This window comes from Cryobacterium sp. TMT1-62 (genome assembly GCF_004403145.1).
GTDB classification, from domain to species: Bacteria; Actinomycetota; Actinomycetes; order Actinomycetales; family Microbacteriaceae; genus Cryobacterium; species Cryobacterium sandaracinum.
In genome coordinates, this window is the sequence record NZ_SOGZ01000021.1 from 25,931 (window position 1) to 38,685 (window position 12,755).

At 66.1% G+C, this 12,755-nt stretch carries 12 protein-coding genes and 1 pseudogene; 5 read left to right on the plus strand and 8 right to left on the minus strand.

Features of this window, described 5'->3' with window-relative positions; all coding sequences use genetic code 11:
* Positions 1 to 49 precede the first annotated feature (49 nt).
* The gene (locus tag E3T34_RS04735) at positions 50 to 1,084 is read left to right on the plus strand and encodes a 4-hydroxy-3-methylbut-2-enyl diphosphate reductase (protein WP_104100895.1); all 1,035 of its coding nucleotides are present in this window, start codon (positions 50 to 52) and stop codon (positions 1,082 to 1,084) included.
* A gap of 102 nt (positions 1,085 to 1,186) precedes the next feature.
* On the opposite strand, the gene E3T34_RS16380 is transcribed toward E3T34_RS04735, so the two are convergent.
* Together E3T34_RS16380 and fbaA are read right to left on the minus strand one after the other, a co-directional pair.
* On the minus strand, positions 1,187 to 1,762 hold the full coding sequence (locus E3T34_RS16380) for a DUF6264 family protein (RefSeq protein ID WP_347232702.1): 576 nt from the start codon (positions 1,760 to 1,762) through the stop codon (positions 1,187 to 1,189).
* Between the two features lie 6 nt (positions 1,763 to 1,768).
* Positions 1,769 to 2,794, minus strand: coding sequence for a class II fructose-bisphosphate aldolase (gene fbaA, locus E3T34_RS04745; protein WP_104100861.1), 1,026 nt, complete (start codon positions 2,792 to 2,794; stop codon positions 1,769 to 1,771).
* A gap of 219 nt (positions 2,795 to 3,013) precedes the next feature.
* Between fbaA and glpX the strand changes: the two genes are divergently transcribed.
* The gene (glpX, locus tag E3T34_RS04750; protein ID WP_233191397.1) at positions 3,014 to 3,970 is read left to right on the plus strand and encodes a class II fructose-bisphosphatase; all 957 of its coding nucleotides are present in this window, start codon (positions 3,014 to 3,016) and stop codon (positions 3,968 to 3,970) included.
* A 60-nt stretch (positions 3,971 to 4,030) separates the two neighbouring features.
* On the opposite strand, the gene rmuC is transcribed toward glpX, so the two are convergent.
* On the minus strand, positions 4,031 to 5,413 hold the full coding sequence (gene rmuC, locus E3T34_RS04755) for a DNA recombination protein RmuC (RefSeq protein WP_134342322.1): 1,383 nt from the start codon (positions 5,411 to 5,413) through the stop codon (positions 4,031 to 4,033).
* Between the two features lie 55 nt (positions 5,414 to 5,468).
* Positions 5,469 to 6,086 carry an exonuclease domain-containing protein gene (locus tag E3T34_RS04760; protein WP_134342323.1) on the minus strand — a complete coding sequence of 206 codons (618 nt, stop codon included), beginning with the start codon at positions 6,084 to 6,086 and terminating at the stop codon, positions 5,469 to 5,471.
* A gap of 83 nt (positions 6,087 to 6,169) precedes the next feature.
* On the opposite strand from E3T34_RS04760, the gene ychF reads away from it, so the two are divergent.
* Both ychF and E3T34_RS04770 read left to right on the plus strand, forming a co-directional pair.
* Entirely contained in the window at positions 6,170 to 7,243 is a 1,074-nt protein-coding gene (ychF, locus tag E3T34_RS04765; RefSeq protein ID WP_104100896.1) for a redox-regulated ATPase YchF, read from the plus strand.
* A 53-nt stretch (positions 7,244 to 7,296) separates the two neighbouring features.
* Positions 7,297 to 7,971 (plus strand): SDR family oxidoreductase, encoded by a 675-nt coding sequence (locus tag E3T34_RS04770; RefSeq protein ID WP_104100866.1) that lies wholly within the window; start codon positions 7,297 to 7,299, stop codon positions 7,969 to 7,971.
* A gap of 257 nt (positions 7,972 to 8,228) precedes the next feature.
* Here the strand turns inward: E3T34_RS04770 and E3T34_RS04775 are convergent, their stop codons facing one another.
* The 4 genes and pseudogenes from E3T34_RS04775 to E3T34_RS04790 all read right to left on the minus strand — a co-directional run bounded on the left by E3T34_RS04775 (position 8,229) and on the right by E3T34_RS04790 (position 12,036).
* Entirely contained in the window at positions 8,229 to 8,960 is a 732-nt protein-coding gene (locus E3T34_RS04775) for a hypothetical protein (protein WP_134342324.1), read from the minus strand.
* Positions 8,961 to 9,174: 214 nt separating this feature from the next.
* Positions 9,175 to 9,945 carry a hypothetical protein gene (locus E3T34_RS04780; protein WP_134342325.1) on the minus strand — a complete coding sequence of 257 codons (771 nt, stop codon included), beginning with the start codon at positions 9,943 to 9,945 and terminating at the stop codon, positions 9,175 to 9,177.
* Positions 9,946 to 10,751: 806 nt separating this feature from the next.
* Positions 10,752 to 11,433, minus strand: a pseudogene (locus E3T34_RS16895) (NAD(P)-dependent alcohol dehydrogenase).
* A gap of 105 nt (positions 11,434 to 11,538) precedes the next feature.
* On the minus strand, positions 11,539 to 12,036 hold the full coding sequence (locus E3T34_RS04790; RefSeq protein ID WP_104100870.1) for a 2'-5' RNA ligase family protein: 498 nt from the start codon (positions 12,034 to 12,036) through the stop codon (positions 11,539 to 11,541).
* Positions 12,037 to 12,089: 53 nt separating this feature from the next.
* Between E3T34_RS04790 and E3T34_RS04795 the strand changes: the two genes are divergently transcribed.
* Positions 12,090 to 12,659 (plus strand): HhH-GPD-type base excision DNA repair protein, encoded by a 570-nt coding sequence (locus E3T34_RS04795; protein ID WP_104100871.1) that lies wholly within the window; start codon positions 12,090 to 12,092, stop codon positions 12,657 to 12,659.
* Positions 12,660 to 12,755 lie beyond the last annotated feature (96 nt).

The following is a 12,755-nucleotide window of genomic DNA, read 5'->3' on the forward strand; positions in this document are numbered from 1 at the left end:
AGATGAGGAGGTGACTATCAGTACGGATTCGCCTGTGATCGACCTTGGCATGCCACGGATTCCCCGCGCACGCAACAGGCTCAAGGATACCCCGGTGCTCGGACGCAAACGGGTGCTGCTGGCCGCCCCGCGAGGCTACTGCGCCGGCGTGGACCGTGCCGTCATCGCCGTCGAGAAGGCCCTCGAACTGTATGGCTCCCCCGTGTATGTGCGCAAGCAGATCGTGCACAACATCCACGTGGTCTCCGAGCTGGAGAAGAAGGGGGCGATCTTCGTCGAGGAAGTAGACGAGGTGCCCACCGGCTCCCACATCGTTTTCAGCGCCCACGGCGTGTCACCGGCCGTCGTCACTGCGGCGGCGGACCGCGGCCTGCTGGCAATCGACGCCACCTGCCCACTGGTCACGAAGGTGCACCGTGAGGCCGTGCGCTTCGCCCGGGACGACTTCCAGATCCTGCTGATCGGCCACGAAGGCCACGAAGAGGTCGAGGGAACCGCGGGGGAGGCACCCGAGCACACCACGCTCGTCGGGAGCCCTGACGACGCCGACACCATCGAGGTGCGCGACCCCGACAAGGTGGTCTGGCTGTCCCAGACCACGCTGAGCGTGGACGAGACCATGGAAACCGTGCGTCGCCTGCGTGCCCGTTTTCCAAATCTGCAGGATCCCCCCAGCGACGACATCTGCTACGCCACCCAGAATCGCCAGGTGGCGATCAAGAAGGTGGCCCGTGATTCGGACCTCGTCATTGTGGTCGGCTCGGCGAACTCGTCCAACTCGGTGCGACTGGTCGAGGTGGCGCTGGAGTACGGTGCTCGGGCTGCCTACCGCGTGGACTTCGCCAGCGAGATCCAGCAGGAGTGGCTCGACGGGGTTGTCACCGTGGGCGTGACCAGCGGGGCATCCGTGCCCGACGAACTCGTGCACGAGGTGCTCGCCGATCTGGCCGAGGCCGGCTACGGCGACATCGAAGAGATCAAGACGGCCGAGGAGGACCTGCTGTTCTCGCTGCCGAAGGAACTGCGCAATGACCTGGCCGGCAACGCGGATGCCCGCGGTCTCGGCGGACGGGTCAGCAGCTAGGAACCGGCCAGCCGCGTTCACCACGAAGGCCCCCGTCGATCAGATCCAGGATCTGACCGACGGGGGCCTTCGTGCACGCCGGACCCGGCAGAATGGCGTCGTCTACAGCTGGCCGTAGACGTCCATCAGGTTCGGGTCGTTGAGCAGCGTCGGGTCGGTGGCCAAAACCGCGGTGGTGAAGGCGATGAACACGAACGCGGACAGGACCACACCGATCAGCGGCACGTAGAACGCGCGCTTGCCTCGGACCAGCAACAGGATCACGCCTGCCGCCGTGGCCAGCCAGACCAGGGACACACCGATGATCCCGGCCGTGACCAGCCCGGCCGCGGAGGGATCCGGCTCATACGCGGCGAGATCCAGCTGGGTATGGAGCAACTGAATGGACTCGGTGATCATCGTGAGCATGCTGACCGCGAAGAACGTGGACAGGAGCCCGAGGACGAGCAGGCTCATAGTCACCGGCCGGTCCCAGGCCGGCGCGGTTCCGGCCGGGCGCACAGCCCGCTCGGGGGCCGCGGACGGCCCCGGAGCCGGCGGTGTGGCGAGCGTGGGCTCATCCGGGCTGGGAGTCCAGCTCCAACCCTCGGGCGCAAGCTCACCGTACTGGGGACGGGGCCGGGAATCCTCCGGAGGGGTTCCCGAAGGAGTCGACGAAGAATTCTCGGCCATCGTCATCCGGTGCTAGCTGTTCGAGTGGCCGGCGGAGCCGAGCTGGCGGGTGGCGTCGGCGACGCGAGCGGCCATGCCCGTCTCGGCAACCTTGCCCCAGGCGCGCGGGTCGTAGACCTTCTTGTTGCCGACTTCGCCGTCAACCTTGAGCACGCTGTCATAGTTGCTCAGCATGTAGCCGGCGACCGCGCGGGTGAACGCGTACTGGGTGTCGGTGTCGATGTTCATTTTGACGACACCGTTCGCGACGGCCTCGGCGATCTCGGCGTCGGTCGAGCCTGACCCACCGTGGAAGACCAAGTCGAGCGGCTTCGGGCCGGTACCCAGCTTGGCGGCGACGCCGTCCTGGATCTCCTTGAGGAGCTCCGGGCGCAGCTTGACGTTGCCGGGCTTGTACACGCCGTGCACGTTGCCGAAGGTGAGGGCAGCCATGTAGCGGCCGTTCTCGCCCATGCCGAGGGAATCGATCATCGAGAGCGCGTCGTCGAGTGTCGTGTACAGGTTCTCGTTGATGTCGCCCTCGACGCCGTCTTCTTCGCCGCCGACGGCGCCGATCTCGACCTCGAGGATGGTGTTGATCGCCTGGGTGCGCTTCAGGATGTCCTTGGCGATGTCCAGGTTCTCTGCCAGCGGGATTGCGGAGCCGTCCCACATGTGCGACTGGAAGATCGGGTTGCGGCCGGCCTTCACCTCGTCTTCGGAAGCGGAGATGAGCGGGAGGACGAAGTCCTCGAGCGCGCCCTTGGGGCAGTGGTCCGTGTGGAGCGCAACGGTAATGGGGTAATTGTCGGCGACGGACTGCACGAAGCGCGCCATCGCGAGCGCACCGGATGCGCGGTTCTTGACCGTGTGGCCGGCGAAGTAATCTGCGCCACCAGTGGTGACCTGGATGATGCCGTCAGAGCCGGCTTCGGTCAGGCCCTGAAGAACGGCATTAATGCTTTGAGAAGACGAAACGTTGAACGCCGGGTAGGCGAACCCCTTCGTCTTGGCCTTGTTGAGCATCTCGGCGTACTGGTCTGGGGTTGCGATGGGCATTGTTGAGTCTCCTCGATTGAACCGTTTCGGTCTTCTCATCCTACCGAGGTGGGTCTCCGGCCGTGCCAGCGAGCGAACGCCCCCGCGACGAAGAGCGGGCGCTAGGCTGAACGAGGCAGCACCGACACCGGTGCCGGCCCAAAGATGGGTCTTGCCACTGCCGCACTCTTCGTCCGGGAAGGACCATCTGTGAACAGCCCCGAAGTCGCCCCCAATTTCATGCACCCCGACCGCAACCTTGCGATGGAATTGGTGCGGGCCACCGAGGCCGCAGCGATTCGTGCGGTCCCGTTCATCGGCCGCGGCGACAAGAATGCCGCAGACAAGGCAGCCGTCGACGCCATGCGCGTCTTCCTCGGCACCGTGAACTTCGACGGACTCATCGTCATCGGCGAGGGTGAGAAAGACGAAGCCCCGATGCTCTTCAACGGTGAGCGCGTCGGCAACGGAACCGGACCCGCCTGCGACATCGCGGTCGACCCGATCGACGGCACCAGCCTCACCGCCGCCGGACGCCAGAATGCCCTCTCCGTGATCGCGGTCTCCTCCCGCGGCACCATGCTCGACGCGTCATCCGTGTTCTACATGGACAAGATCGTCACGGGCGCCGCCGGGCGCGGAGTCGTCAGCCTCGACGCCCCGATCGGCGACAACATCCGTGAGCTGTCGAAGGCGACGGGCAAGCCAGTCGGCGAAATGGTCCTCGCCGTGCTCGACCGTCCCCGCCACGCCGAACTTATCGACGCCATTCGCAGCGCCGGAGCGGGCACGCGGCTGATGAGCGACGGCGACGTCGCCGGCGGCATCAACGCGGCCCGCTGGGAAACGCGCATCGACATGTGCGTCGGCACGGGTGGCAGCCCGGAAGGCATCACCACGGCCTGCGCGCTCAAGGCCATCGGCGGCTACATGCAGGGACGCCTGGCACCGAAGGACGACGCCGAGCGTGCGGGTGCCGTCGCGGCCGGCCTCGACGTCGACAAGCTGCTCGAGCTGGACGACATGGTCAGCGGCGACAACACCTTCTTCGTCGCCACGGGCGTGACGGATGGCGGACTCGTCGACGGCGTGCGCCGCCAGGGCCCGATCATCCGCACCGAGAGCATCGTGCTGCGCTCGAAGTCCGGCACCACGCGTCGGGTGATCGCCGAGCACCTCGCCTCGAAGTGGCTCTAGGCGCTCGGCTTTAGCTGCCTGCAAGGCCGAAAATCGCCGTCCCGACGGCGATTTTCGGCGTTATCGGCGATTCTCGGAGTCAGTCAGTGCGGCGGCATCGAGTGCGGCGGCATCGAGTGCGGCGCTTTCGAGTGCCGCGGCCTCCAGCTCCGACACGAACTCCCAGGCGGCCAGTTCGCGCGGTGTGTCCTCGATGCCCGCCAGCGGCGCCAGCACCTTGGACTCGTCGAGGGCATTGAGCTTGCGTGCGGTGGGCAGTACCTGGCGTTCCATCGAGCCGACGAAGCCGTTGTAGTCCTTCACCGTGCGCTCGATCGACCGGCCCAGTTTCTCGATGTGCGTGGCCGTGGTGGCCAGACGGCCGTATAGCTCCCGACTGAGGTCGAACAAGACTTTTGCGTCATGCGTGAGCACGTCCTGCTGCCAGGTGAAGGCCACCGTCTTGAGCACCGACCACAGGGTCACCGGGGAGGCGAGGGCCACCCGTTTCGAGAACGCGAATTCCATGATCGAGGGGTCGGCCTCCAGCGCCGAGGAGACCAGGGACTCGCTCGGGATGAAGGCGATCACGATCTCCGGGGAGGCCTCCAAGCCCTGCCAGTAGGCCTTGCTGCCGAGGGCGGTGATGTGGTCGCGCACGGCCTTGACGTGAGCTTTCATGTAGACGGCCCGCTGGGCTCCCAGGGCACCGGTGGCGGTGACCGGGATCTGGCTGGCTTCGAGGAACGCCGTGAACGGCACCTTCGCGTCGACGGCGATGTTCTTGCCGCCGGGCAGGTGCACGACCATGTCGGGGCGGCCGGCGCCGGCGTCAGAGGTGATGCTCGACTGCACATCGAAGTCGACCCGCTCGATCAGGCCGGCGGCCTCGACCACGCTGCGCAGCTGGGTTTCGCCCCAGACCCCGCGCGTGTTGTTGGCGCGCAGGGCCGACGCGAGCGACTCGGCGGTGCTCCGTAGGCGCTCCTCCGACTCGGTCGCCGACCGCAGCTGCTGGCTGAGCTCGCCGTGTTGCAGGCTGCGCTGGGCCTCGAGCTCGGCGACCTTTTGCTGCATGTCCTGCAGGCTCTCCTTGACCGGAGCGAGGGCCTGGAGCACCTTGCTTTCCTGATTCTGTTGCTCGGTGCGCGCGTCCTGGTCGTTGCGCTGGCGGTCGCTCAGTTCGCGGTATTGCCGCCCCGCGTCGACGACCTGTCCGCGCAGGGCGTCGGCGGTGGCCTGGACTGAGGCCAGCTCTTCGCGCAGGATGGACTGGATGCCGGCCTCTCGGGCATACACCTCGGCCAAGGCCACCTGGTGCCGGGCCTCGATGACGAGGGGATCGGTGCCGGACGAGCCTTCGTTGCGGCGCTCGGCGGAACGCGCCGTGAGGACCACCGTGAGTAGGGTGCCGAGCAGGGCGCCGACGACAAGGCCGAGAAGAAGACTGAACCAGGAATCCATGGTTCTACTCTGCCAGTGGCCACCGACATTGCCCGAGCCGGTGCCCCAAGGATGCCTAGTTCAGCGCCATCGGGCCGTGCGTGGCGGACTTCTCCTTCGTGGCGAACGGCCCGATGGCGCCGATCTTCACGCCGGTGATCTGCGCCAGCTCCTCGAGAGTGTCGGCCCCGTGCCGGTCGGCGGCGTGGATCATGATGGCCGCGCAGGCCTCCGCGTCGGCCAGGGCGTCGTGGTGGGCGAAACCCTCGAAGCCCGCGGCCATCGCGGCCACCGGGAGCCGGTACGAGTCGAGGTGGTAGGTGCGGCGGGCCACCTGGAGGCTGCAGACGTAGTTGAAGTCGGGCACGACCAGCCCGGCGACCGTGGAGGACGTCTTGATGACCCCCAGGTCGAACCCGGCGTTGTGCGCCACGAGGTGGTCGTCGCCGGCGAAGGCGACCAGGTCGGGAAGCTGCTGCGCCCAGGTGGCCGCACAGGCGACATCCGTCGGCCGGATGCCGTGGATCTTGATGTTCCAGGCCAGGAAGACGTCGTGCCCGACGGCCGGCTTGATGAACCAGGCGATGCGGTCGACGACCTTGCCGTCACGGACCTTCACCAGCCCCACCGAGCAGGCCGAAGCGCTGGAGGAGTTGGCGGTCTCGAAGTCGATGGCGGTGAAGTTGACTGGCACCGCTTCATCCTGTCACGGGCCGCCGACAGCGCGTCGCCGCTGTGCCGACCGGCCTCGGGTCGCAGACGGTACGATTGACTCTCGTGGCTCTTACTATTGCAATCGTCGGACTGCCCAATGTTGGCAAGTCCACCCTCTTCAACGCGTTGACCAAGAACAACGTGCTCGCGGCGAACTACCCGTTCGCCACCATCGAGCCCAACGTCGGCATCGTCAACCTGCCCGACCACCGCCTGGCCAAGCTGGCCGCGGTCTTCGGTAGCGAGCGTCTGCTGCCTGCCCCGGTGTCGTTCGTCGACATCGCCGGCATCGTGCGCGGCGCCAGCGAGGGGGAGGGGCTCGGCAACAAGTTCCTTGCCAACATTCGGGAGGCCGACGCCATCGCGCAGGTCATCCGCGGCTTCGCCGACCCCGACGTGGTGCATGTCGACGGCGCCGTCGACCCGGCCGGCGACATGGAGACGATCAACACCGAACTCATCCTCGCCGACCTGCAGACCCTCGAGAAGGCGGTCTCCCGCTTCGAGAAAGAGGTCAAAGGGCGCAAGCTTCCCCCCATCGTGCTGGAGACCGCGCTCAAGGCGCAGGCCATCCTCGACGCCGGAGCGCCGCTGTCATCGGCCACGCTCGACATCGAGCCCATCCGCGAGCTGGGCCTGCTGACGGCCAAGCCGTTCATCTACGTGTTCAACGTCGACGAGGCGGTGCTGCAGGATGCCGGGAAGCTCGCTGTTCTGGCCGCGCTGGTGGCCCCGGCCAACGCCGTGTTCCTCGACGCGAAGCTCGAATCCGAGCTCAGTGAACTCGACGCCGAGGACGCCGCCGAGATGCTGGCCTCCACCGGCCAGGCCGAGAGCGGACTCGACCAGCTCGCCCGCATCGGCTTCGACACCCTCGGCCTGCAGACCTACCTCACGGCCGGCCCCAAGGAAACACGCGCCTGGACCATCCGAAAGGGCTGGACCGCTCCGCAGGCCGCCGGCGTCATTCACACCGACTTTCAGAAGGGCTTCATCAAGGCGGAGATCTTCTCCTTCGACGACCTGATGGAGGCCGGTTCCGTGGCGGAGGCCCGCTCCAGGGGCAAGGCCCGCATCGAGGGCAAGGAATACATCATGCAGGACGGCGACGTGGTGGAGTTCAGGTTCAATGTATAGGCTCTAGCTCCTCGCGTTAGTCATCGAAGCAGCAGCAATCGAAGGAGACCATCGTGCCTGTCATCGTCATCATCGGAGCCGGACCGGGACTCGGAGCAGCAGTTGCGCGAAGGTTCGGGCGCGAGGGCTTCTCAATTGCCCTGATCGCCAGAAACCAGTCGAAACTAGACGCTATGGCAGCCGAGCTCACCGCTGCCGGCTTCACCGCGAGTGCTTACCCTGCTGATGTCCGCACGCCGGCGTCGCTCGAAGCTGCCCTTAAGCGTGCCGCGGCAGAGCTCGGGCCCATCACCGCGCTGCAGTACAGTCCGCTCCCATCGCGCGACTACCTGAAGCCGGTGCTTGAGATGACTCCCGAGCTGGCGCTAGAGGCCCTGCAGTTCTCGACCCTCGGACTCATCCACGCGGTGCGTACGGTGCTCCCAGCAATGCGGCAGGCAGGAAGCGGCAGCATCATCATGATCAACGGCGGAACCTCGGTGAAGGCCCGCGCTGACTTCGCAGGTACATCGGTCGCCTTCCCGGCTGAGAGCGCCTACGGCGAGATGCTCCACGACGCGCTCGCGGGTGAGGGAGTCCGTGTCAGCCAACTCGTGATCCCAGGAGGCATTCCTCAGCTTCAGCTTGCCAACGGCATCGACGGCGTCGCCGATCGGATTTGGGACCTCCACGCCGTTGCCGGACCATTTCGAACAATGCTCATCCCGCTTGAGGAAGGCAGAGAGTAGGGGGCACTACGCTGCTGGCAGCGACGATGCGGAGACAGCCAGGAGGGCGCGAAACGTGGCTCTAAAGGTTGCTCCGCGATGCCACTCCGTGGATTTCGCTTCAACGTGTAGCCCGCTCCGGGTTGGGCATGACAACGGTCGAGAGTCTGTATCCGTCCGACCTGGTGCGGGAAGTGGGACACAACGTCATGTCTGCGGCGTGCGTCGAGGACGAGGCAGGTGAGCTGATCAGCTCGTCCCGACGTTTGAGGGCGCGGCTATGTTAGCGAGAACAAGTCGGTGGGGGCGAGGATTTTTTCGATGATGCCGGTGTCTCGGCCGGTGAAACCGATCACGCCGTAGGTCATTGGCAGTCCGTAATCCGGAATCGCGCCTGAGAATGACGACGGCATGTCGAGGGTGACAGAGTCGATCCCGAAGGTTTCGTCAAAATGCACTTGATCGGCAGGCTTGCCGTCAGCTGTTGACTCGAAGTCCTGCCCGGTCTGGTTGCCGTTGACATCCTCAATGGCGACACCGTTGGTGGCCATGGTTCCGGATGCCCTGACCTGAAAGGCGGGGTTGTACGGGCCCGGCCGCGGATTGAAGTCTGCGTCAGGACGGTTCACCCCAATCGTGAAGCCGTCCCATTCCGTGAGTTCGGCCCTTGGGTAATGGGAGGACTCCTCCACCGATTCTGACGTCGGCTCGCCGAGAAGGCCCCTGAGTACGGCCACAGCTGCATCCCCATCGCTCTGATAGTTCAGCGATGCGAGGACCGTGCCGTCGGCTGTGACGATATCGGTGGCTTCGGCGCCGATGATTATGGTTGCCGGCAGCGCGGCAGGTGTCGCCGATGGAGTGGGTTCCGGTTCGGGTGCTACCGTGGCGGTCGCGACCGGTGTCGGTGACGATGCGGCGACATCGCCTTCGACCTGGTCGGTGCTGCATGCGGCAAGGGTGAGCAAAGCGGCGGCCACAATGGCGGTCAGAGCCAGCGGTCGGCGCATTACAAAGTCCTCCAGGTGTTGAAGTTGGGGCCTGGTCAGAGCCTACTTCTTCCCCGCGCGGCTTCGGTCGATTCAGGGCTCCGGGGCATAGCCTCCGTTCATTCACGCTCCCCCAGAAGTGGTCACTCGCAGTGGCCGGAACGTCTCGTACAGAGTCTCTGGCTCCCGGAGCCTCACCGCGAGATACTGTGTCCTCTCACCAAGAGTGAAAACCTCACACGCCCCAGTTAGGTGAGGGAGAGCGGAATTCGGTGATAGGGCCGAGTGGGTCGGCGGCGATGAGCCAGACTGAAAACGTCAGTTCTGACAGGGAGTCCAAGGGTGGGAGCGGCACGAGACCAACGAAGATGTCGCGTCTGCTGCCTTGTGGGCGCGCGGTGTCGGGGTGTCGTGCCGCGATCTCGGCGGCATCATCTCCGACAGCGATTCCGTCGACGGTGCTGATCTGAACACCGTTCACGGCGGACGAGGAAACCTTCACCCAGGTGTTCGGTTCATGTGGTGACGTCCCGCCTGGCACACCATCCACGAGGACGAAATCGCCGTCCCATGGAGTAGGCGACTCAGAGCCCGTAGGCAGGATATCGCCCCAGATGTAATTGGTTCCCGGAGGCACCTCGCTGCCGCCCTCGAAGTGCTCTGAGGTAGGTGCGCTTCCGAAAGCCGTGGACAGACCGGCAACCAACTCGCCGGCAGGTTGAAAATAATCGAACGTGGACAGGGTCGTGCCGGACGCGTCTCGAAGTTCGATCGACGTTGCAGTGATGAGGAGGTCCGTCACAGGGGCCGGAGCTGACGGACGCGCCGCTTCAGTGCGGCCCGGCGTTGGCGTTGCTGTCGCCGTCGGCGTTGCTGTTGCCGTCGGGCTTTCGCCGCCGAGGACGGGACCCGGTGGGCCGGAACATCCGGTCAGAAACAGAGCTGCAATCAGAAACAGAGCTGCCAGCGCTCTGCCGAACTTATCCGGCACCCCGTGAACGGTCATACTTCCCCCGATGTCGCCTTGGATCTGACTGCAGTCGGGACATCGTTGCACAAATTACGTGTCGGCGGCCTTCGTGGGCGGGGCCATGTCTATCGGTGACGGAACGTGGTGAAGTTCCGCTTCAACGTCTAGCCGAGTTCCGGCCGCAACTGTTTCCGTTTCGGACAATTGTGGCCGGTGCACGGGGCGCAGTTGTCCGTTCCGGCACCAGTTACGATGGCGAAGCTCGTTGCACTCGAGCGAGTCGTGATGGTCTTCCTTGGCTTGGCCGGCTGAGTTATCTGGTAGTCGCAATGCGTTTTCGTGCGGTGATGCGGTGGAGCTCCGCTTCAACGTCCAGCGCGTTGCGTGTGGCGTGTCGATCGACCGTGCCCGCGGTCGCGGTCGCCGAGATCGACAGGTCCGGTCGAGTCCCCCTGGTGTTGTGGGGCGATCTCGACCGCAGCCGGCGAACTCCGCTGCCAGCGCTCTCAGCGGGGCATCCGGCGCGTGAGAATTCGCGGTAGGCCTCGCTCGACGGAGCCGGCACGGTGGGGTGTGGCTAAATCAGGAGATCTGTCGCCCGGGGATGCCCCCAGACTGGTCTTTCAATGTGGATACCGCCGCGGGCCGGACAATTCTCCTGAATTAGCCACCGCGCGGGGCTCCCCGCTTCAGCAAATCGTGTTGCAGGGAACGGGGAGATCCCTCGGCCGACACCTCGGCGTCTCCGCGGACGAGCAACAGAATCGGGATCGGGGCCACGCTCGATGAATTCAAAACCGCGTACCCGACGCTCACGGACCAGAGCGACTGCTTCCGCCCCCTCAACCGCCCGCGACGCACAGGATGACGTTGCCTCTCTTATGGCCGGCCTCGACGAAACGGTGCGCCAGAGCGATGTCGGTCAGGTCGTACGTCCAATCGATGACCGCCAGGAACAGACCCGACTCGGCAAGGTCGACCAGGTGCGCGAGGGCATCCGCGGTGCTGTCGATGTTGCCCGCGACGACCCGCCTCCCGCTCCTCCTGGTGTGCCAGGCGGCCAGAAGCAGCCCCCCGGAGATCGGAAACGACGAGCAACAGGGCCCCGCCCGGAGTGAGGCACGCCGCAGCGCGTTCAAAGGGGGCGTTCCCGACGCAATCCATGATGACGTCGTAGGTTTGCTCCTCGAGCAGGAAATCCTCCGTTGTATAGTCGATCACCCGGTCGGCGCCGAGCGCGGTGACCAGCTCGCGGTTGGCGCCGCTGCACACACCGGTGACTCGCGCGCCCATCTGCTTGGCGAGCTGCACCGCCGCCGTGCACACGGCACCGGATGCGCCGTTCACGAGCACGGTGCTGCCCAATTTGATCGCGGTGCGACTGAAAAAAGCATGGGCGGTGGTCCCGCCGGAGACGAGAGTCACGGCATCCGTGAAGGTCATGTTCCGTGGCTTCGCCGTGATCGCGCCATCCTGCGGGATGCAGACGTATTCCGCGTGCCCGCCGAATCGGCTGCCGAGCATCGCGATCGCCTCCCACCCGGCAACCTGCCCGGCAGAGGCGCCGAACTCGCTTGCAGTCGTCGAACTCGGCGCACAGACCCGCTGCACCCGACCGGGTGACTGCGCTCACACGGCAGTTGGCAACGGGAACGTGGCGAGCACCGTGCGGCCGCTCGCCGCCGATCGGGGCGCCATGTCCACGAGGGCGATCTGGGTGAGAGCGAGCCGCTGGCCCTCGTGCACCCGGGCGCCGTTCTTGATCGTGATGTGGGCCCGGAAGCCGGGACCCGTGAACGCGGGCTCGTCGGGGATGGAGGCAAGCGGCCGCACAGCCTCGATGAGGGCGCGGTGCAACCGGGTCAGGCGTGGATCGTCCCCGACGAGCGTCACCGGCACGTCCTCGCGTCGGCCGAAGAGCGCGTCGGCACCCGCGACCGCCGTGAGGGCGGTGCGGTCGGATGCCGTGGCGGCGACGACGCCGGAAATGACATCCGCGATGACGGATGCCGCGACATCCGTGTGAAAAGGGGGCAGCACGGTGATGTGCAATGGCCATTCCGACACCGGGAAGCTGTCGCCGGTGCTGAGCGCCGTGAGCGGGAGGACGACGACGAGGCGGGACATCCGCCGAGTCTAGGGGAGTCCCGCCGGCGCGCCGCCGGTGGCACAATGGGCGCATGATTCTGCACCTCACCGGCGACGACGCCGCCGACGCCCTGCTCAGTGATGACCCCTTCGCGCTCCTCCTCGGGATGCTGCTGGATCAGCAGATCGCGATGGAGACCGCGTTCGCCGGTCCGGCCAAGATCCGCGACCGGATCGGCACGCTCAATCCGGCGACCATCGCCGGCTTCGACGCCGACGCACTCGTCGAGGTGTTCCGGGCCACGCCGGCCGTGCACCGCTATCCGGGCTCGATGGCCGCTCGCACGCAGACCCTCGCGGGTGTGATCGCCTCAGACTGGAGGGGTGATGCGTCCGCCCTGTGGACCGCCGACTCCCCGGACGGCGCCGAGATCCTGCGGCGCCTGAAAGCGCTCCCGGGATTCGGCGAGCAGAAGGCGAAGATCTTCCTTGCCCTGCTCGGCAAGCGTCAGGGGCTCGTCGCGGAGGGCTGGCGCGAGGCCTCCGAGCCCTATGGCGAGAACGGCTCGTTCCGGTCCGTCGCCGACATTGTTGACCCCGAATCGCTGACCCGGGTGCGGGAAACCAAGCGCGCGGCAAAGGCCGCGGTCAAGAAGGGGTAGTCATGGTGCGTCTGCTGATTCGCACGGCCATCTTCATCGGCTTGGGCGCGGTCGGCCTGGTGTCGACCAGGTCACCGAGCGTGTAGCGGCTGCGCG

Bases quoted from the DNA above. Each gene is read 5' to 3' on its own strand.
- E3T34_RS04735 (WP_104100895.1), top strand. From the start codon at position 50: ATGCCACGGATTCCCCGCGCACGCAACAGGCTCAAGGATACCCCGGTG.
- E3T34_RS16380 (WP_347232702.1), bottom strand. From the start codon at position 1,762: ATGACGATGGCCGAGAATTCTTCGTCGACTCCTTCGGGAACCCCTCCG.
- fbaA (WP_104100861.1), bottom strand. From the start codon at position 2,794: ATGCCCATCGCAACCCCAGACCAGTACGCCGAGATGCTCAACAAGGCC.
- glpX (WP_233191397.1), top strand. From the start codon at position 3,014: ATGCACCCCGACCGCAACCTTGCGATGGAATTGGTGCGGGCCACCGAG.
- rmuC (WP_134342322.1), bottom strand. From the start codon at position 5,413: ATGGATTCCTGGTTCAGTCTTCTTCTCGGCCTTGTCGTCGGCGCCCTG.
- E3T34_RS04775 (WP_134342324.1), bottom strand. From the start codon at position 8,960: ATGCGCCGACCGCTGGCTCTGACCGCCATTGTGGCCGCCGCTTTGCTC.
- E3T34_RS04780 (WP_134342325.1), bottom strand. From the start codon at position 9,945: ATGACCGTTCACGGGGTGCCGGATAAGTTCGGCAGAGCGCTGGCAGCT.
- E3T34_RS04790 (WP_104100870.1), bottom strand. From the start codon at position 12,036: ATGTCCCGCCTCGTCGTCGTCCTCCCGCTCACGGCGCTCAGCACCGGC.
- E3T34_RS04795 (WP_104100871.1), top strand. From the start codon at position 12,090: ATGATTCTGCACCTCACCGGCGACGACGCCGCCGACGCCCTGCTCAGT.